The organism is Poritiphilus flavus (assembly GCF_009901585.1).
Lineage (GTDB): Bacteria > Bacteroidota > Bacteroidia > Flavobacteriales > Flavobacteriaceae > Poritiphilus > Poritiphilus flavus.
The window spans coordinates 716990-735560 of record NZ_WXYO01000001.1 but is presented as its reverse complement, the minus strand read 5'-3'; the positions used below and the strand labels follow the sequence as shown (position 1 = coordinate 735560).

Annotated in this window: 18 protein-coding genes; 11 read left to right on the top strand and 7 right to left on the bottom strand. The window is 43.3% G+C overall.

Annotation, left to right across the window (positions count from 1 at the left end; all coding sequences use genetic code 11):
• The first annotated feature begins 21 nt into the window (after positions 1-21).
• The 6 genes from GTQ38_RS03080 (at position 22) to purD (ending at position 7932) form a co-directional block, all read left to right on the top strand.
• Positions 22-1509 carry an O-antigen ligase family protein gene (locus GTQ38_RS03080; protein WP_161433855.1) on the top strand — a complete coding sequence of 496 codons (1488 nt, stop codon included), beginning with the start codon at positions 22-24 and terminating at the stop codon, positions 1507-1509.
• A complete protein-coding gene (locus GTQ38_RS03075) occupies positions 1493-2725 on the top strand; it encodes an O-antigen ligase family protein (protein WP_161433853.1) in 1233 nt (410 codons plus the stop codon). Before GTQ38_RS03080 ends, GTQ38_RS03075 begins: the two co-directional genes overlap by 17 nt.
• 87 nt (positions 2726-2812) lie before the next feature.
• Positions 2813-3901, top strand: coding sequence for a DUF1972 domain-containing protein (locus tag GTQ38_RS03070; protein ID WP_161433851.1), 1089 nt, complete (start codon positions 2813-2815; stop codon positions 3899-3901).
• Positions 3902-4006: 105 nt separating this feature from the next.
• Positions 4007-5359 (top strand): undecaprenyl-phosphate glucose phosphotransferase, encoded by a 1353-nt coding sequence (locus GTQ38_RS03065; protein WP_161433849.1) that lies wholly within the window; start codon positions 4007-4009, stop codon positions 5357-5359.
• 126 nt (positions 5360-5485) lie between these two features.
• Positions 5486-6472 carry a UDP-glucuronic acid decarboxylase family protein gene (locus GTQ38_RS03060; RefSeq protein ID WP_161433846.1) on the top strand — a complete coding sequence of 329 codons (987 nt, stop codon included), beginning with the start codon at positions 5486-5488 and terminating at the stop codon, positions 6470-6472.
• Positions 6473-6660: 188 nt separating this feature from the next.
• Positions 6661-7932 carry a phosphoribosylamine--glycine ligase gene (gene purD, locus GTQ38_RS03055; protein ID WP_161433844.1) on the top strand — a complete coding sequence of 424 codons (1272 nt, stop codon included), beginning with the start codon at positions 6661-6663 and terminating at the stop codon, positions 7930-7932.
• A 60-nt stretch (positions 7933-7992) separates the two neighbouring features.
• Here purD and GTQ38_RS03050 read toward each other — a convergent pair whose 3' ends face one another.
• On the bottom strand, positions 7993-8214 hold the full coding sequence (locus GTQ38_RS03050) for a DUF6341 family protein (protein ID WP_161433842.1): 222 nt from the start codon (positions 8212-8214) through the stop codon (positions 7993-7995).
• 191 nt (positions 8215-8405) lie between these two features.
• On the opposite strand from GTQ38_RS03050, the gene GTQ38_RS03045 reads away from it, so the two are divergent.
• Genes GTQ38_RS03045 through GTQ38_RS03035 form a run of 3 tightly spaced genes read left to right on the top strand, consistent with a single transcriptional unit; the run spans position 8406 to position 11013 of the window.
• Positions 8406-9344, top strand: coding sequence for a DUF6427 family protein (locus tag GTQ38_RS03045; RefSeq protein WP_161433840.1), 939 nt, complete (start codon positions 8406-8408; stop codon positions 9342-9344).
• Between the two features lie 30 nt (positions 9345-9374).
• A complete protein-coding gene (locus tag GTQ38_RS03040; RefSeq protein ID WP_161433837.1) occupies positions 9375-9977 on the top strand; it encodes a DUF4254 domain-containing protein in 603 nt (200 codons plus the stop codon).
• Entirely contained in the window at positions 9964-11013 is a 1050-nt protein-coding gene (locus GTQ38_RS03035; protein ID WP_317169032.1) for a glycosyltransferase family 9 protein, read from the top strand. Before GTQ38_RS03040 ends, GTQ38_RS03035 begins: the two co-directional genes overlap by 14 nt.
• 13 nt (positions 11014-11026) lie before the next feature.
• Here GTQ38_RS03035 and GTQ38_RS03030 read toward each other — a convergent pair whose 3' ends face one another.
• From GTQ38_RS03030 to GTQ38_RS03015, 4 genes are all read right to left on the bottom strand, one after another.
• Positions 11027-11647 carry a TetR/AcrR family transcriptional regulator gene (locus GTQ38_RS03030; protein WP_161433835.1) on the bottom strand — a complete coding sequence of 207 codons (621 nt, stop codon included), beginning with the start codon at positions 11645-11647 and terminating at the stop codon, positions 11027-11029.
• Between the two features lie 234 nt (positions 11648-11881).
• Positions 11882-12937 (bottom strand): arsenosugar biosynthesis radical SAM (seleno)protein ArsS, encoded by a 1056-nt coding sequence (arsS, locus tag GTQ38_RS03025; protein WP_161433833.1) that lies wholly within the window; start codon positions 12935-12937, stop codon positions 11882-11884.
• Between the two features lie 75 nt (positions 12938-13012).
• Positions 13013-13348, bottom strand: a complete 336-nt coding sequence (locus GTQ38_RS03020; protein WP_106144907.1) for an arsenosugar biosynthesis-associated peroxidase-like protein — start codon at positions 13346-13348, stop codon at positions 13013-13015.
• Positions 13349-13461: 113 nt separating this feature from the next.
• Entirely contained in the window at positions 13462-14223 is a 762-nt protein-coding gene (locus GTQ38_RS03015; RefSeq protein WP_161433831.1) for a TIGR04282 family arsenosugar biosynthesis glycosyltransferase, read from the bottom strand.
• A gap of 272 nt (positions 14224-14495) precedes the next feature.
• Here GTQ38_RS03015 and GTQ38_RS03010 point away from each other — a divergent pair, with 272 nt between their 5' ends.
• Together GTQ38_RS03010 and GTQ38_RS03005 are read left to right on the top strand one after the other, a co-directional pair.
• Positions 14496-16283, top strand: a complete 1788-nt coding sequence (locus tag GTQ38_RS03010; RefSeq protein ID WP_161433829.1) for an autotransporter outer membrane beta-barrel domain-containing protein — start codon at positions 14496-14498, stop codon at positions 16281-16283.
• Positions 16280-17065, top strand: a complete 786-nt coding sequence (locus GTQ38_RS03005) for a patatin-like phospholipase family protein (protein ID WP_161433827.1) — start codon at positions 16280-16282, stop codon at positions 17063-17065. The genes GTQ38_RS03010 and GTQ38_RS03005 overlap by 4 nt, the downstream gene beginning before the upstream one ends.
• Here the strand turns inward: GTQ38_RS03005 and GTQ38_RS03000 are convergent.
• A complete protein-coding gene (locus tag GTQ38_RS03000; RefSeq protein ID WP_161433826.1) occupies positions 17031-17405 on the bottom strand; it encodes a hypothetical protein in 375 nt (124 codons plus the stop codon). The two genes, GTQ38_RS03005 and GTQ38_RS03000, sit on opposite strands and share 35 nt — an antisense overlap.
• Positions 17406-17417: 12 nt before the next feature.
• A complete protein-coding gene (locus tag GTQ38_RS02995) occupies positions 17418-18467 on the bottom strand; it encodes a ferredoxin--NADP reductase (protein WP_161433824.1) in 1050 nt (349 codons plus the stop codon).
• Between the last annotated feature and the right edge of the window lie 104 nt (positions 18468-18571).

Sequence of the window (18571 nt, the reverse complement as noted above, 5' to 3'; positions counted from 1 at the left end):
GGGCCCAGGTGATGCAGACTCATGGAAAATGTCAAGATAGGTGAGAACAAAGCTTTTTCAGTCTATAGTTTAGTACTGTTGTTAGCCATTTATGGTGGAATTGTCATTACCTCAGTCTTTGGAAATTTAGGGAACCTCAGTGTTTTAGATATTGGTCCGCTCGCCCTGCCTTCTCTAGGGCTTTTCGTTCTTATTTGTTTACTTGCAGTTTGGAGGCGAAAGCTATACTTTTTGTTTCTCGTCTTTGCCATTCTTGCTTTTCCTGCGCCTATTGATGATTTATTTATAAGCGTCCCACTTACAAACCCGGATGACCGTACCCAGGTGGTATTTCCAATGATAACCAGGATAGACCTATATCTAATTCTGGGAATCTTGCTGGGTGTGCTCGGCAAAGGAGGCAAACTACGGGTCATAAAGTTCTCCTTATCATTGAAAGTGCTTTTGGTCTTATTCCTTTTTGTTTTCCTGGTTAATATTTTTAAGTCATTGGACCTGTGGGATTTTAATTTGCTTTTGGCATATTCCTTTCATCTGCGATATGCCATACTTTTTCTGGTTCTTTTACAACTTTACGATATTAAAAATTATCAGAAAGAGCTGATCAACGGTTTTGTGATCAGTCTTGTTTTTCTCTTGTTGGAGGCTTATATAAATACCCTGATGCGAGGGTCAACCCGCTTGTTAAGCGGCAGTCTCTCTCTCAATTCGTTTGCCAATATATCCGCGGCTATTTCACTTTTTGTGATTGTGTTGTTGAGGCATCGCCAAATCAAGAGAAGCTTGGGAATTTTTACATTGGCCGTAGCCATGATAATCCTGATTGGGTCGGCTACCAGGGGGGCTTTCCTGACCCTGATTCTGGCCTATTTTTTGATGTATCTTTTGGGAAACCACAGGAAGATAGTTTTAAATACCCTGAGGGTTGCGGCCGGTGTTGCTCTGCTTCTCGGAGCCTACGTATGGGCTTCCAGGAACAGTCACATTCCGGATCGGTATTCCTACCAGGAGATTGCAAAAAAAATAGACATCAATCTTTCAAAAAATTCTCTAAACGAGGTGATCAAAATCAAAAGTTCCAGGGAAACCAACTCCATAAAATCCAGGATTGACCTGTTTGATGCCTCCCTGAATATGGTTGTTGCCAATCCGGTGACGGGGATTGGGGTAGGACGTTGGAACAGGCATAAGAATCTTTATAGTGAAAATGACAGAGTGCCACGCGTTTTGCTCGACACCCACAATGATTATCTGGCTTTAGTATCTCAATACGGTATTCCCTTAGGGCTGCTGTTTTCCTGGTTGATCTTCTTTTACCCCTTTTATTTGCATGCAAAATCAAAACAAAAAGAAACAGGTCCTCTTTCACATCTGTACGTTATTAATTTTGCAATGGGAATAGCAGCACTTTCAAATTCAGGGTTTTTCAAGCATCAAATCGCTGCCTTGCTGTTAATGTGTTTCTGTATCACCCTTCAACTACATAAGGATTATGCAAAAGCTGATTAGTAGGACAAAGAATGTCGATTTGATACGTTGGAGCGCAGCCATTTTTGCTATGTCTTTTAGTTTTGGTATTGCGGTTAACTCCATTTCTTTTTTCCTTTTCGTTTTTGCCGGGATTGCCATTAGTATAAATGATATAGTACGGAAAAGAGATCTACCATCTTTAAAGCAGTTCAATTTTCCACTGATTGTTTTCTTTGCCTGGATTGCCATAAGAGAAACTTTTGTAAGTCCATCCGAGGCATTTCAGGTGGTTTTCTATTATCTGGCATTCCTTATCGTTCCACTTGTAATTGGCTTTCAGGCGCAAAGGCTTAAAAAGGAACTACCCATTATCCTAAAGGCCTTTTTGCTGGGATGTATAATTAATGCCATGGTAAATCTGGGTTTCGGGATCTATCGCGGGGTGATCCTCAATGAAAGTGGAATAAATTTCTGGTATTTTACATATCAATTCCTTGCGGAACCGTTTGGTATGCAACCTATATATCTGGGGTTCTTTTATGTCTTTGCACTGCTAATACTTGTGAGTTTCAGTGAATTGCGAAAGCATAAGGTTTTGTATTACGCTACTTTCTGTCTGCTTTCCCTTAGCATCGTATTGCTTGCGGCGAGAAATGCCATGGTATGCCTCGTCCTACTAGTTCCCCTTTATCTTGTCATTCGTGAGAAAATCTCCTTCAAAAAGGTATTGGTAGTACTTGGAATACTGGGAGTGTGTTTCGCTCTGGCACTTCAGAATCCGATCATCAAAAACAGAATTCTGAAAGTGAATAAAAAGGGTAATTTCTTTTCGGGGAGTTCATTAAGAGCAGGGATATGGAATAGCGCCTATAATGCCTCCCAAAATGATATTTTTTGGGGTTCCGGAGAAAAGAAAGGAAGCATTTTGCTCTTGCAGGAGTTTGAAACCAGAAAACTGGAAATTCCCCTGAAATACAAATACCATGCGCATAGTCAGTACCTGCAGACCCTGTTGCAGTATGGAATTTTAGGATTCTTGCTGCTTTTAAGTACTTTATTGTGGCCGCTGGTTCGTTCATTCGTTCTGAGAAACTACCTTGGCCTGTTCTGGATCTTATTGGTGTGTTTAACTTCAGTTACTGAAGCCATTTTTACACGGCAATGGGGAGTTTACGGTTTTGCATTCTTCACATGCTTGTTGCTACTCAGAGAGGATGTATCCGGATCTGAGCAAAAACCAGATAAAGACACCTAAGTTTTGTGTCAATTAGAAGCCTTAGACCTAATTTGAGATTCCGCTCCAAATTAGAAGTATATTTGCGGTCAAAATACCAGCCTAACAATGAAGATCGGAATTATTGGTACTCGGGGGATTCCTAATAATCATGGAGGATTTGAGCAATTTGCAGAATACTTATCCCAACATTTGGTTAAGAAGGGGCATCAGGTATTTGTCTATAATTCACATAAACATCCCTTTCAGCAGCAAACCTGGAAAGGCGTAAATATCATTCATAGAAAAGATCCTGAGCACTGGATGGGTACGGCGGGGCAGTTCATTTATGATCTTAACTGCATCTGGGACAGCCGTCGCAGGGAGTTTGATGTAATACTGCAGCTGGGGTATACCAGTAGTTCAGTCTGGGGGTGGTTGTTGCCTTCGAAACCCGAGATATGTACTAATATGGATGGCCTGGAATGGAAGCGTAGCAAATACTCCAAGCCGGTAAGAAAGTTTCTTAAACAGGCAGAAAAATGGGCGGTATGGACCAGTGATCATCTGGTTGCAGACTCTATCGGGATTCAGCAGTATTTAAAAGAACGTTATGGCAAGGAATCTGAATACATTGCTTATGGAGCCGAGATCTTTTCAGATCCATCCAAAGAAGTATTGCAATCTTATGATTTAGTTGAATACGAATACAATATGCTGATTGCCAGATTAGAGCCTGAAAACAATATACAGACAATCCTGGATGGAGTAGTCGCCAGCAATTCAAAACAAGCTTTCCTGGTAGTTGGAAAACACCAGACGCCCTTTGGCAATTTTCTAAAGAACCGATATATGGAGCATAGTCATATCCGTTTTCTGGGGGGCATTTATGATATCAACGCCCTGAACAATCTCCGGTATTGGTCCAATCTGTATTTTCACGGGCATTCCGTAGGTGGAACAAATCCATCCCTACTGGAAGCGATGGCCTCTAACTGTCTCATCATTGCGAACAACAATGTTTTTAACAAAAGTATTTTAGGAGATGATGCTTTTTACTTTGAGGACGCTAAGGATATTACAAGTTTTATGGGCCACAATAAAAAGGACTATCTTCAATATATTGAGAGCAATACATCTAAAATTCTGGCCAATTTCAACTGGTCCCTGATCAATGAAAAATATGAAGAATTTATGGTTCGGGTCTCTAACATATAAAGCCATAAATCACTTTAAAAAAGTAGCTTTTTTACCTTAGAACCTTCACAGAAACAAGGAGCAATTACTAAAGAATTAACTGTATCTTTACGCTTAAATTCCAAAATGCTTTTTAGAAAAGGTAATTACTCCGGTTTCATCATGCCGATTTCCTATGGGATTGATTTGCTGATAATTAACTCATTTGTTTATCTATTACCTCTTCGCGTTCAAAGCCCTGTCCTGTTCCATCTTTACATTTCTCTGGGGTGGATAATTATAGCAATAAAGAGCAGATATTACGAGATCTATCGATATACCAAAGTAACGAATGTCCTTATCAAGATCTTTACACAGTTCGTTTTCTTTTTGCTCATTCTTTATTCTTTTATCGGGTTCTTTAAGCAACCGTTAATGAGCCGTCTAGCTCTGGCCCAATACTTCGCTTATTTACTGATCACGCTATCTGTAATTAAGCTTTTGAGCTATGTACTTCTTATGAACTACCGGAAAAGGGTTAAAGGTAATCTCAGGAATGTTGTAGTCATTGGGGACAATAAAAAAATGAGTCAGCTGATCAAAGTATTCAATGAGAGAACGGAGTTTGGTTATCACTTTATGAGGCAGTTTTCACCTAAAGACGAAGGCTTCAGCCCCATGTCTTGTTTTGTCTATATTATGGAGAATAATGTAGATGAGATCTACTGCTCGGTGGCGGAGCTAAGTGATGAGGAGATCACGGATTTTATTGATTTGGCGGATAACAACCTTAAAACGCTGAAGTTTCTGCCGGACAACAGGAAGATCTTTGCCAAAAAACTGAAGTTCGAATACTATGATTACCTGCCCATACTTTCTCTAAGGGATATTCCTTTGCACAACACTATTGATGCCTTTGTTAAGCGCAGTTTTGATATCGTATTTTCCCTTTTTGTCATTTTTGGGCTTCTGATTTGGATAGCTCCCCTCTTAGCCCTTTTGATCTCTTTGGAGTCCCGCGGACCGGTTTTCTTTATTCAGAACAGAACGGGATTTGACAACAGAGAATTCCAATGTTTTAAATTCAGGTCCATGACCATGAACAAGGAAGCAGATCGTTTACAGGCAGGTAAAAATGATATGCGTGTAACTAAGATTGGAAAGTTCATTAGAAAAACCAGTATAGATGAACTGCCTCAGTTTTACAACGTGTTATGGGGCAATATGTCCGTAGTTGGCCCGAGGCCGCATATGGTGAAACACACCGATGAATACGCCAATAAGGTGGATAAGTATATGCTGAGGCACTTTGTAAAACCAGGAATTACCGGTTTGGCACAGGTAAGGGGTTATAGGGGGGAGATAGAAAAGGACAGCGACATACAGAACCGTATCAAATTCGATATCTTTTATGTGGAGAACTGGTCTTTCTTCCTGGACCTTAAGATCATCGTCCAGACGGTATTAAATGCGATTTCCGGAGAAGAGAAAGCATATTAACGGACACTGGTCAACTTTGGTCTAATTTATCGTGTTTTTGTACTGAAATAATTGGTCAGACTATCGTCTCAGCGTATTTTTGAAATCAAAATAAAGCGTACAAGTACAACCTAATATTCCAATATTTTGAAAAAGGTATTAATCACCGGGGCAGCAGGCTTTCTAGGGTCTCATTTGTGCGATCGGTTTATCAAGGAAGGCTTCCATGTGATAGGGATGGATAACCTGATTACAGGCGACCTGAAAAACATCGAACACCTTTTCAAGCTGGAACAGTTTGAGTTTTACCATCACGACGTGACCAAATTTGTTCATGTTCCCGGGGAGCTGGATTACATTTTGCACTTCGCCTCTCCGGCCAGTCCGATAGATTACCTCAAAATACCTATACAAACCCTAAAGGTGGGTGCTCTTGGGACTCATAACCTCTTAGGACTTGCCAAGGAGAAAAAGGCACGTATCCTGATCGCTTCAACTTCAGAAGTATACGGGGATCCATTGGTACACCCTCAGACAGAAGAGTATTACGGCAATGTAAATACCATTGGCCCGAGGGGTGTGTATGACGAGGCAAAACGCTTCCAGGAATCCATCACCATGGCCTACCATCGCTTTCATGGCCTTGAGACCCGGATCGTAAGGATCTTCAATACCTATGGCCCCAGAATGAGGCTGAATGACGGTAGGGTGATCCCCGCATTTATGGGTCAGGCCTTAAGAGGGGAAGACCTTACTGTATTTGGGGATGGTTCCCAAACACGCTCTTTCTGTTATGTGGATGATGAGATAGAGGGGATCTTTCGTTTACTGATGAGCGATTATGTGTTACCTGTTAATATTGGCAATCCGCATGAGATTACCATAAAGGATTTTGCGGAAGAGATCATAAAACTAACCGGGACCACTCAAAAGATCATTTACAAACCTCTTCCTCAAGACGATCCGCTGGTAAGGCAACCGGATATTACCAAGGCCAAGGAGATCCTGGGATGGGAACCTAAAGTAGAACGGGCGGAAGGGATGCAAAAGACCTTTGACTACTTCAAAACCCTATCAAAAGAGGAATTGGAAAAAACGGAACACCGGGATTTCACAAGTAGAAATAAAAAATAAAACGCTCGCATACCGACTATAGAGGCCATCAGGAACACCAGCTGATGGCTTTTTCTTTTTATGCACCATCCAACACTGCACAGCTAATTCCTATCGGAAATATTACGCCTGCATTTTGTCTTTGAAATTAAAGCGGTCTGGCTAAGATATTTCTTTGGCATATCCTATTTTTGCCCAAACAACTTCATATGAACATACTTGTACTAGGTTCCGGAGGCAGGGAACACACCCTGGCCTGGAAACTAAAACAAAGCCCGAAACTCAGTGAACTTTTCGTTGCACCAGGCAATGCGGGAACGGCGTCCATAGCCACCAATCTCCCGCTTGCGGTAAACGATTTCCAGGCGATAAAAACTGCTGTCTTAAACCATAGGATAGAAATGGTTATAGTGGGACCGGAAGACCCACTGGTGAATGGAATTCACGATTTCTTCCTGGAGGATGCGGAACTTAGCCAGATCCCGGTAATTGGCCCGCAGAAACACGCTGCCACCCTGGAAGGCAGCAAGGAGTTCGCCAAAGAATTTATGAGCAGGCATAACATTCCCACAGCGGCCTATCAGAGTTTTACTTCGGAGAACCTGGAAGAAGGGCTTCGTTTTTTAGAAACCCTTGAACCTCCTTACGTACTCAAGGCGGATGGCCTTGCCGCAGGCAAAGGAGTGCTTATCCTTGAAGACCTGGATGAAGCCAAAAAAGAATTGCGGAATATGCTGCTCGATGCAAAGTTCGGCAATGCCAGCGCAACAGTGGTCATTGAAGAGTTTTTGTCCGGTATTGAATTGAGCTGCTTTGTACTTACAGACGGGCAAAACTATAAGGTATTGCCTACTGCCAAGGACTACAAGCGGATAGGCGAAGGGGATACCGGTCTGAATACGGGTGGAATGGGAGCTATATCGCCCGTTCCCTTTGCAGATGAATCCTTTATGAGCAAAGTACTGGATCGGGTGGTGGTGCCGACAGTAGAAGGACTTCAACAGGATAAGATCCCTTATGTGGGCTTTATTTTTATCGGGCTGATCAAGGTAGGTGAAGATCCTTATGTGATTGAATACAATGTACGTATGGGAGATCCGGAAACGGAAGTGGTGCTGCCGCGGATCAAGAACGATTTTGTTTCCCTTTTCCAGGCTGTGGCCGACGGCAAATTGAATGAGGTAGCGCTGGAAATCGACTCCAGGGCCGCGACAACCGTAATGACGGTTTCCGGGGGCTACCCTGAAACTTACGAAAAGTCTAAAAAGATCTCAGGACTGGAAAAGATCGAGGATTCCATAGTCTTTCATGCCGGAACAAAACTCGAAAATGGACAAGTGCTTACCAATGGGGGAAGGGTGATTGCCCTGACTTCTTTTGGGGCGAATTTCCGCGAAGCCCTGGCTATTTCCTATCAAAGTGCTGAAAAGTTGGAGTTCGAAAAAATGTACTACCGTAAGGATATCGGTTTCGATCTCTGATTGTATGGACGCGCTACCTCCAGGAAGCGTTCGTCAAATCTACAAATGTGTGGATTTAAATTACAGGTAAGAATGCGAGGTGATGCTTTTGTCTTCCTCTCCTCTGTCGTTAAATATCTTCAACTGATTTAGCCAGTATACCATGGCTATAATCCCGATAATAACGAATATCCAGTTTACAGTGTTGGAAGCCCACCAGTTCTCCATGAATCTGAAAACGTCGTAAGGCCAAAAAAGCCCGTTTACGAATAAATCTTCTATGCCTTCAAAAAATGCTCGCATCTTGGTTATATTTACGCAGCAAAAATAGGAAAACCCCTGAAAATATCTAAATTTTTGCGGCTGGGATTTAATGAACTTTAGTTTGAAGCAATGGCGTCGCCAATCGCTGGATAAGTCATTGTAAGATACTAACAGGATTATGGCCAGGAGTATCCCGGACCTACAGGAACAGCTTAATGAAAGTCTCTTAAATGATCTCTAATACCTTCGGCAATACAAAACCGGTAAACTTCATCATACTGCTCAGTTTCCTGTTTTTGTTTTATTGGACCTTACATCTTGGGCTCTTTCAAAAGCGCTATGGCCTGGAGGAATTTGCACTGCAATTGTGTGTTTGTGCCGTACTGCTCTTTAGCATTTTTGTGGTGGATTTTATTGTAAAGCGCAACCAGATAACAGGGACCAATGCGTTTACAATGTTGTATTTCACTATGCTTATCGTAGTTTTTCCGGAGGTGCTGATGGATAACAACGGAATACTCTCCACCTTTTTTCTCCTGTTGGCCTTAAGGCGACTTATAAGCCTGAAATCCCTGAAAAGCATTAAACTTAAACTGTTCGACGCCACCTTGTGGATTGGTGTGGCAAGCCTGTTCTACGATTGGGCGCTGTTGTTTGTGATCCTTGTTTTTGTGGGCATCTATTTCTATGAACCCAAGAATTTCAAGAACTGGCTGGTACCCCTGATCGCTCTTTTTACTGTGGGTGCTATTTCCTGGGGCTTTCTTATCCTGGTGGGATATACGGATTTCCTGACTTCGCACTATCGCTTTTCAGTGAATTTTGAAACAGACTATTTCGGTAGCTGGGGAAACCTGGCAAAACTGATCGGATATACCGTATGTACCATTCTGGCCGGATTGTTTGCCTTTGTGCGTCTGGGCAAGCTCGGCCTGGGCCGTATCATTACCATGCGGTTGGTGGCCATAGCCCTGATCCTGGGGCTGGTGGTAACCGTTCTAAAGACGGGGCAGGATACCTATCCCATTCTGCTAACCTTTTTTCCCGCATCGGTATTATTGACCAAATACGTAGAAGTGATCAAGAAAGTAAACCTGCAGGAGATCGTTCTTATTTCCTCAGTTTTGTTGCCATTCATCATATTTCTAGCCGGCCTGATAAGCAAATAAAAAGGTATCTTTGCCAAAATTCTGAGAGTTATGTTTAGTGCATTCGCCTTTGAGATATTCGAAGAAAGTATTCGGACCTACCATATAAAGGATGACGTCTACCAGGCTTTTACAAATCCCTATCCAACAGAAGATGTAGCCCATCTTTTGTATCGCAAAAACTGGATAGATACCGTGCAATGGCATTATGAAGATATTATTCGTGACCCGGATATTCAGCCGAAAGATGCCCTGGACCTCAAGCGTAAAATAGATGCGAGTAACCAGGACAGAACGGACCTCGTGGAATTTATTGACAGTTACTTTCTAAAAAAATACCAATCGGTAGAGGTTAAGGAAGACGCCACTATCAATACGGAGAGTCCGGCCTGGGCCATAGACCGGTTGTCCATCCTGGCTCTTAAGATCTACCATATGAAGATTGAGGCGGAACGCCCGGATGCAACGGAATCTCATCGAGAGGCTTGTAGTAAGAAACTGGCTGTTTTGCTAGAGCAAAAAAAGGATTTATCTACGGCTATAGACCAACTGCTGGCAGACTTTGAGTCTGGAGACAAATACATGAAAGTCTATAAACAGATGAAAATGTATAACGATGAAGAACTAAACCCTGTTCTTCGTGGCCAAAAGTAAAGGATCACATATACTGGTAATCCGACTTTCCGCATTGGGAGATGTTGCCATGACCATTCCGGTCTTATTCGGGCTTACAAAACAATATCCGGAACTCAGGATCACCGTACTAACAAGGGCATTTTTTAAACCGCTTTTTGAGGCACTTCCGGCTTGTGAGGTGTATGAGGCGGATGTTAAAAAAAAGCATAAGGGTTTTGCCGGATTGTGGAAGCTTTACAAAGAACTGAAATCCCTGGATATTTCCATGGTGGCTGATCTTCACAACGTATTGAGAAGCAATATCCTAAAACGTTTCTTCAGCATTTCCCGCATTCCCTTTGTTCAGATAGATAAGGGTAGAAGCGAAAAAGGGGCGCTTACCAAAGGGCGAATGTTTGAACCCCTGAAAAATACCTGGCAGCGCTATTCCGATGTTTTTGAAGCCCTGGGCTTGCCGGTTCCTCCTGAAAGAATGGACGTTTTGCCCAAGCCAGACCTGGCACAGGAGGTTGCGAACATGGTAGGCGACGATCACAGGAAATGGCTGGGAATCGCCCCTTTCGCAGCGTTTCCAGGAAAGATGTACCCTTTGCAATTGATGGAAGAAGTGATCCAAACGCTAGATAATACCAATAAGTATAAAATATTGCTTTTTGGCGGTGGCAAACAGGAGGTGGAAACCCTGGATAAGTGGGCTTCAAAATATGCCAATACCACATCTGTGGCTGGCAAACTCAATTTTTCTTCTGAGCTTGGATTGATTTCACGACTGGATCTTATGCTTTCTATGGATAGCGGTAACGGACACCTGGCCGCGGTCTATGGCGTTCCTGTTGTCACTCTCTGGGGAGTAACCCATCCCTATGCCGGCTTCGCGCCTTTCAGACAACCGCCGGAAAACGCGCTCTGCGCGGACCGAACCAGGTTTCCAAGGATCCCGACATCGGTCTATGGGAACAAATTACCTAAGGGATATGAGAAAGCCATGGCAACAATCCTTCCTCAACAAGTTATAGACAAGGTGATGGCTACGTTGGCAGACAGCACAAATTGATTGGAAGTAGTTCTTAGTTATAGGCACCTTCTTTTGTGGCGATAGACTTAAAGTATTGCCTGATCTGAGTCATAAAACGGTACTTTCTTGCACTGGGGGCATTCTCTACCATAAAAGTACGTATTCCGATATAAGAGCTCATTAAGAACACAGCAACTCCTTCACTGTCTATATGGCGATTCACATATCCGTTGAACTTACCGCGTTGAATGGATGAAACCAGGTTCACCTCCCAAACTTTGATAATGTCGCTAAGGTGTTTCATTATTTTTGGGTTCCTGCCATTGAACTCGTTGAGGAAATTACCCAGGACAAATCCGAAATCAAGCTCGTTGTGAACAGCTGTCTCAAGAGCATTTTCAAAACAGTTGGTAATAAGTTCCAGAGGATTGTCAGGACCTTCTATGGGCTCAATGAGCATACTGTACATCTTGCGTACCACCAGATTCTCCACGATTTGAATGAAGAAATCCTCCTTGGATTCAAAATGATGGTAAAATGCACCTTTAGATAGGGAGAGCTCCTTTAGGATATCGTCAATGCTGGTGTTGTAGTAGCCCTGCTTGTAGAATAGCTCCAGGCCGGTTACCTGCATTCTTTGCATGGTGGCCATGCGCTTTAGGTTCTTGTCCATTAGATTTGGGTTTATCGTTAAAACAGACTAACAAGTCTATTACAAAGAACCCTCGAATGCTGCCGCCGCCCATTTTTCAAAGTTGTACGACCATAAAAGTCGATAAACTGTCAAAATACCTGAATACAATGAATTTCACCGAATTGTCGACAGACCACTTAGTCGGTTTATTCTGTCGCTTATCGACCTTAATTAGTCCTGTCTTCATCTACCATGACTAAAATAGATACAAAATCAGGCCACCGTCCCCTGGCAGCTGCTTCCCGCCCCTGCGGTACAACCATAGCAATGCTGGGAGATTATGATGTTCCTGTTGTTCAATAGGTCTTCGTTGTAATCCGCAATGTGTTTTACCTTGCTGGCTACCTTAAGGCCCAGCATCTGGTTAAAGTCACAGTCGTACAACCAACCGTCCCAGCTAACCGAGATCGTATTGGTGCACATGACATTCGCAACAGCAGCCGGATTATAGGCATCCACCAGGGCGTACATATAATCTTCATAGTTTTCGGAGGCGATCAGATAGTCCAGAAAACGGGCGATAGGCAAATTGGTAATGGCAAATAAGTTGTGGAAATGGATCCCAAAATCCTCTATCAGGGCCTTTTTAAAATCTCTTTCAAGGGCGGCCTGGTCTCCGGGCAAATAGGCCCCGGATGGATTGTAAACCAGATCCAGTTTCAATTCACTGTCCGGAAGCCCGTAACCCACGGCATTCAATTCCTGGAGCGCTTTTATGGACTTGTCAAAAACCCCATCTCCTCTTTGTTTATCCGTTTTACCACGGGTGTAGTGCGGCATGGAAGAAACTACATGCACCCGGTGTTTCTTAAAGAACTGCGGGAGGTCGTAATACTTTTTGTTTGCACGCATGATCGTTAGATTGGATCTAACGATAAAATCCCGGATCCCGGCCTTGGCAGCTTCTTCTACAAACCAGCGAAAATTCGGGTTCATTTCCGGGGCCCCTCCGGTAAGGTCCAGGGTATGGGCGCCGGTATTGCGGATTACCTCCAGGCATTGCTCCATAGTTTCCCTGGTCATGATCTCTTTTCGGTCAGGTCCTGCATCCACGTGGCAGTGTTCGCATACCTGATTGCACATATAACCCACATTTATCTGAAGAATCTCCAGCTTTTTGGGCCTTAGTGGAAACTGCCCTATCTCGGCGATCTTATCCTTAAAATAAGGTAATTCGCCATCGGCAAAAATACCTCCGTTCAGGATGTCTAATTGGGTATCATTCTCCGCCAGTTCTACCTGCCTGGCTTTTAGTGATTTTGTGGCCATAATAGTTTTCTTAAGAAGGAGCATTAGCTGAATAATCGGATGCTGGTAGGTCCAAAAACTCAGCGGTCATCCTGCTTACATCGATAGTTTATTGTATTTGTTCATCATCTGAACCCCGTGCACCAGGGTGGCGCCACTTTCTATAGCGGCCCCGGCGTGTACGGCTTCCATCATTTCCTCCTTGGTAATTCCCCTTTGCAGACCATCTTTGGTGTAGGCGTCAATGCAATAAGGACATTTTACCACATGGGCTACTGCAAGGGCGATCAGCGACTTTTCTCTTGCGGAAAGCGCTCCTTCTTCGAACACTTTCCCGTAATAGTCGAAAAATTTATTTCCGATCTCTTCGCTCCATTCCGTGATCTTGCCAAACTTTCTGAGGTCAGCCGGATCGTAATAACTGTTTGCCATTTTTTAATTTTTTTGAATTCATAAATAGTTAGGATCCCGGCTATACCGTCCAAGCGGGAAGGGCACCAAAAAGGTGAATTGGGAAATGAGGCGAATGGCCTTATACGGATCTCCTAGCGGTTAATGAAGGGAGAGCCTTTGTTGTAGTCGAGATGAAGAAATACTTTACTGGGATGTAGATTGGGTCGAAAAGGAATGTATATGCAGTTGTGTAATACCTTGGAAAGTGCGCGGATGAGGTCTTTGGAAAACCCAAAAAACTGCCCGGCAAGATTTCGGATATCCTCCAGGGAATCTATGTCTGAAAGTACCTCCAGTTGACAGATGGCAGTATCAGACTTTAGGGCTTTTGAAATAAATGCCTCTCTGAGATCCGCGCTTTGCCAGGGGAGGGTAGCCCATTGCCGCGGTTGGAATTCCGAACGGGAAATCCCCAACAGGTAAAATCCACCATCGGCGGACGGACCTAAGACAGTCTGCCCTTCAGCGAGTAGTTCTGTCGCACGGGCCAATTGAGACCTTTTGAGTCCGGGGGTATCATTACCCAGGGTGATCACATGCTGATACCCTTGCTGGAAAATCTCTTCTACCGCATTGGTAAATCGGGATCCAAAAGTATCGCCCTTTTGCTGTTTTTCCGTCACCAGGAAGTAAGGAAGCCCGGATCTTTCAACCATGCGAACGGTTTGCCGGGTGAGTTCGTCAAAGAGATTCCCTCCATTTACAATTCTTTTGCTCCTAACCTCATGACTGGAAGAATTTGCAAAGATCAGAACGGCTGTAGTAGTGTTATGGACCCCAACTTGTCTCATCGAACTATAGTATTCCTTCGTAAACTTACGATAATTACCCGCATCACTTTGGTCGGCGGCCATTTTTTTTCATTACAAGGCAGGCTCTTAATTCGTTCTATAATATTTCAAATTGCTCATTTCGAGCCCCGGAGATCATCTGCCTCTTATAATTGATCGCCGTTTTAAAATGCGAATATTGTATGGTTTATAAGACTGAAATCATACTGCCTAAAACCTATATTTGCTTACAGTGATTTTTGTCAGAAACGTTTTCAATATTTTGTGAGATCTTGCGTTCCCTATGTGAAGCGGAAGGTTAATGATTTGCTGATATCAACAGGAAAAAAAGATTTATGAAAAAGTTAAGTTTGATAATCGCCATAGCTATCACCTGTATAGGCTGTAGTACAAGTGATGATACGGATCCTCCTAAGGAAGAGGAAGTTCCAACGGGCGTGACCTGTGATGGCAGTGTAACCCTGAGAACACAGGAAGAAGTTGATAATTTTGGCGCAAATAATTGTACCAGCTTAGTGGGTAACTTATATATTGGGGACCCATCTGAAGAGAATTCATCTATTACCAACCTGGATGCCTTGGAAAGCTTAACCTCTGTTGGCCCGGGCAGTATAAAAATCAGGAATAATCTGGAGCTGGTCAGCATAGACGGATTGGATAACGTTACGCTGGTGAGATTTAGTCTGGACATTGCCAACAACCCAAAACTGCAAAACTTAGATGGTTTCCAGAAAATTGATTCTATAGGGGGTTATCTGACGATTAAGGACAATGCTACCTTAACGGACATTTCTGGCTTAAGCAATCTCCCGAATGTAAGAGAGATAATAACAATAAGCAACAATCCGGTGCTTACCAATCTTGATGGCCTTGAAGGAATTGAGCGATTCGGAAGCTTAGTCATAGAGAATAATGCAGCCCTGGCGAATATAGACGGACTTAGAAATTCTAAAACTGCCAATAAACTCAACATATCTGTAAAAGGTAACCCTTCTCTTGAAAACATTGACGGACTAAGCGGACTAAGCGCTGCTATCGGTACAGTAAATATTGAAAACAACGAAGTTTTAACAGATATAGAGGGATTGCAGAATATCACCGCTTTGGAAGAAGCCAATATACGTGACAATCCAATGCTATCCGATATTGAAGGTTTACGCAATGTGAACTCCTTTACATATGGCCTTACTGTAAGGGGCAATGATAACTTAATCGACCTTAAGGGATTAGAAAATGTCAGTTCTTTTGGTTCCGATAGTACAATAGGTTTAACCATATGGTCTAACGACAATCTGACTAGTCTTGATGGATTACAGAATCTTGCCCAAATAGACGGTTATTTGTCAATTCGCGAAAACACTTCCTTAACCACTGTAGAGCAGCTAAATAAACTTGAGAGTGTCTCTGAAGATATCTGGATAACCGATAATGCGGCCCTGCAAAACCTGGATGGATTTGAGAGCCTGACTTCCGTATCCGGAGAGTTAAATATAGCCTCTAACGAGAGCTTAAGCAGTATAGGCGGATTTAATGGAATTTCCCGTGTTAATGCAAACCTGAATATTGAAAACAACCAAAATTTAAGCAGTATAAAAGGGTTTTCGGGAATTACATATTCAACAAATCTGTTTCTGACGGATAATGTTGCGCTTTCTAATGTAAACGGTTTTCAAAACCTTGCAGAGGTCAGAATTCTTGGAGTAATTAATACTGCTTTGGAGGACCTTGAGGGATTTCAGGTCCTTACTGAGGCTAATACTTTGCGCATTAGAAACAACCCGCTTTTACAAAGTTTTAATGGGCTTCCGAGTGTTTTTAGCCCCCGTAGTCTTAGCATTACGGACAATCCCTCGCTGCTACATCTTGATAATCTGTCCGGAGTGACTGATATTACTGGTGCTGTTGAGATTATAAACAATGACAACCTAAGCAACCTCAATGGCTTACAGACCTTAAACTCCATTCGGTTTGACCTGACCATTACCGGAAATGACCTGCTGAGCGACTTCTGTGGATTACAGAATTTGGTTGAAAAAAATGGTCTGATGGGTCTTTACGATGTGCAGGGCAATGCCTATAATCCAACCATATTTGATATTGGTACAGGAAACTGCAGTCAATGAAAAGATCCCTTGCGAATTCAAAGTCCATCGGTTTGGTGCTCTCTGGAGGCGGTGTTCGAGGCATGGCCCATATCGGTCTTATCAAAGCCCTTAAGGAACACCAGCTTGAGGTTACCGCTGTTTCTGGAAGCAGTGTGGGAGCCCTGGTAGGTGCCCTGTATTCCAATGGTAACAGCACGGATGAGATGCTGGCATTCTTTAAGGAAACCCCACTCTTCAAATACAATTTTTTTACCATTAACAAACCCGGATTTTTGGATACGGATCGTTACTTCTCCATTTTCAAGGGGTATTTTCCGGAAGATCAATTCGAGGCTTTGGAAAAAGAACTCTTTGTAGTCGCCACGGACCTCCAGGCCGGAAAGGAGAAGTTGTTCTCAAGCGGTGCGCTGATCAAGCCCTTGCTGGCCTCGGCTGCTCTGCCTCCGGTATTCAGTCCTGTGGATATAGACGGGGTTTTGTATGCCGATGGGGGTATCATGAATAATTTTCCTAAGGAATACCTTCCGGATACTGTGGATTTTGTTATCGGTAGTAACGTTTCCATTGCCGGATATGTAGAAAAAAAGGGATTGAAGAATGCATTGCAACTGGCAGGACGGGTAACCGGCCTGATGATTTATGCCTCCGGGAAAGACAAATTGCGAAACTGCGATCTGGCCCTGGAACCCACGGAACTGGAAGATATTGGTGTGCTGGACAAAACGGGGATAGAGAAGGCCTATGAAATTGGCTATGAGCACGCCTCTAGAGTCCTGGAAACAATTCTTTCCAGGGAATGACAAAGGGTAAGATCACACACCAAACCACGAAAAATACCGCCATCCCTTTGGGATAAGGCTGAGTATTAACTATAGCCGGAATAGCCACAAAAAGCAACCAGGAACTTTTGTAAATCAGCTGGAAAACCAGTACCAGCGCCATTTTCTTGGGGTAGAAAAGACCCAATATGGAAAGTACAAAAATGGCACCCCAAAGCGCTCCAACCAATCTTATGGCTTCGGAATACTGAAATGCATTTTGGAAAACTGTGGCGAGGGCTTTCCTGGGAAAGAACAGGCTTAGGATGCTGATCCAGCCAGCGACCACAATATTGGCTATATAAATGAGCTTTAGTGCCATGACTAAAAGCGTTTAGACATCGTCATAGTCTACCTTCAACACCGGAGTGGTAGGGTGAGCCTGGCAGGTGAGCACGAAACCTTCTGCTATTTCGCTATCCGTTAAGATCTGATTTTTTTCCATCTCTGCCTTGCCCTCGATTATCCTGGCAATACAGGTACTACAGACTCCACCCTGGCAGGAATAGGGGGCGTCAATATTTTCATTGAGCACCGCATCCAGAACCACGGATTTCCGATCCATTTTAAGAGAATATTCCTCATCGTCCAGGACAACCCTAAGTTCAGTTTGTCCCTCTGGGATCTCAAGAGCTTCATCTTCCGTTTCCGTACTGGTGAATAACTCGAAGAATATCTTCTGTTCCGCTACGCCGTTTTCTTTCAATTTGTCGGATACCAGATGTATCATAGGCTCCGGGCCACAAAGATAATGAGCACTAAAATCCAGGTCCTTGTGCTTGTTTTTGAAGATGTAATTTACGGTAGCCGAATCTATTCTACCGAAAAGAGCGTCGTCTTCCCGTGCCCGACTCAGAACGTAATAAAGAAAAAACCGATCGGGATAATCCGACTTTAAACCTTTTAATTCCTCAAAAAACATGGTTTCCTGGAAGGATTGGTTCCCATAGACCAGCACAAAAGTACTTTGGGGATCTTTTTCCAATACAGCCCTGGAAATACTCATGATCGGAGTGATACCGCTTCCAGCGGCGAATGCCGAGATATGGCCGGAACCGCTGGTAGGATCATAAATAAACCTTCCTTCCGGAGGCATCACCTCAAGAACCTCTCCCTCGGCCAATTGCGTATTGGCATAATCGGAAAAACCACCGCCATCCACTTTTTTGATCCCGATAGTGATACTGCTTTTCTCCGGTGAGGAGCTTATAGAATATGCGCGGCGTAATTCCTTTCCGCCAATTTCTTTTTTAATGGTTATGTATTGTCCAGGCAGGAACTTGAAAGTCTCCAGATGCTGCTCCGGAATATCAAAAGTTACGGCAACCGCATTTGGGGTAAGTGACTTTACTTTGCTTACCGTTAGGGGATAAAAATTCGCCATTTTCGCAATTTTCCCGCAAATCTACTAAAGACCGGCGTATTGGGCATGAGAAATCGAAAAAATACCTTAAGCTTGTAACAAAATTCTCCATATTTCTACTAACT

Excerpts from the sequence above, each read along its gene's own strand:
- GTQ38_RS03080 (WP_161433855.1), top strand. The coding sequence starts at position 22 with ATGGAAAATGTCAAGATAGGTGAGAACAAAGCTTTTTCAGTCTATAGT.
- GTQ38_RS03075 (WP_161433853.1), top strand. The coding sequence starts at position 1,493 with ATGCAAAAGCTGATTAGTAGGACAAAGAATGTCGATTTGATACGTTGG.
- GTQ38_RS03070 (WP_161433851.1), top strand. The coding sequence starts at position 2,813 with ATGAAGATCGGAATTATTGGTACTCGGGGGATTCCTAATAATCATGGA.
- GTQ38_RS03065 (WP_161433849.1), top strand. The coding sequence starts at position 4,007 with ATGCTTTTTAGAAAAGGTAATTACTCCGGTTTCATCATGCCGATTTCC.
- purD (WP_161433844.1), top strand. The coding sequence starts at position 6,661 with ATGAACATACTTGTACTAGGTTCCGGAGGCAGGGAACACACCCTGGCC.
- GTQ38_RS03050 (WP_161433842.1), bottom strand. The coding sequence starts at position 8,214 with ATGCGAGCATTTTTTGAAGGCATAGAAGATTTATTCGTAAACGGGCTT.
- GTQ38_RS03045 (WP_161433840.1), top strand. The coding sequence starts at position 8,406 with ATGATCTCTAATACCTTCGGCAATACAAAACCGGTAAACTTCATCATA.
- GTQ38_RS03040 (WP_161433837.1), top strand. The coding sequence starts at position 9,375 with ATGTTTAGTGCATTCGCCTTTGAGATATTCGAAGAAAGTATTCGGACC.
- GTQ38_RS03030 (WP_161433835.1), bottom strand. The coding sequence starts at position 11,647 with ATGGACAAGAACCTAAAGCGCATGGCCACCATGCAAAGAATGCAGGTA.
- arsS (WP_161433833.1), bottom strand. The coding sequence starts at position 12,937 with ATGGCCACAAAATCACTAAAAGCCAGGCAGGTAGAACTGGCGGAGAAT.
- GTQ38_RS03020 (WP_106144907.1), bottom strand. The coding sequence starts at position 13,348 with ATGGCAAACAGTTATTACGATCCGGCTGACCTCAGAAAGTTTGGCAAG.
- GTQ38_RS03015 (WP_161433831.1), bottom strand. The coding sequence starts at position 14,223 with ATGGCCGCCGACCAAAGTGATGCGGGTAATTATCGTAAGTTTACGAAG.
- GTQ38_RS03010 (WP_161433829.1), top strand. The coding sequence starts at position 14,496 with ATGAAAAAGTTAAGTTTGATAATCGCCATAGCTATCACCTGTATAGGC.
- GTQ38_RS03005 (WP_161433827.1), top strand. The coding sequence starts at position 16,280 with ATGAAAAGATCCCTTGCGAATTCAAAGTCCATCGGTTTGGTGCTCTCT.
- GTQ38_RS03000 (WP_161433826.1), bottom strand. The coding sequence starts at position 17,405 with ATGGCACTAAAGCTCATTTATATAGCCAATATTGTGGTCGCTGGCTGG.
- GTQ38_RS02995 (WP_161433824.1), bottom strand. The coding sequence starts at position 18,467 with ATGGCGAATTTTTATCCCCTAACGGTAAGCAAAGTAAAGTCACTTACC.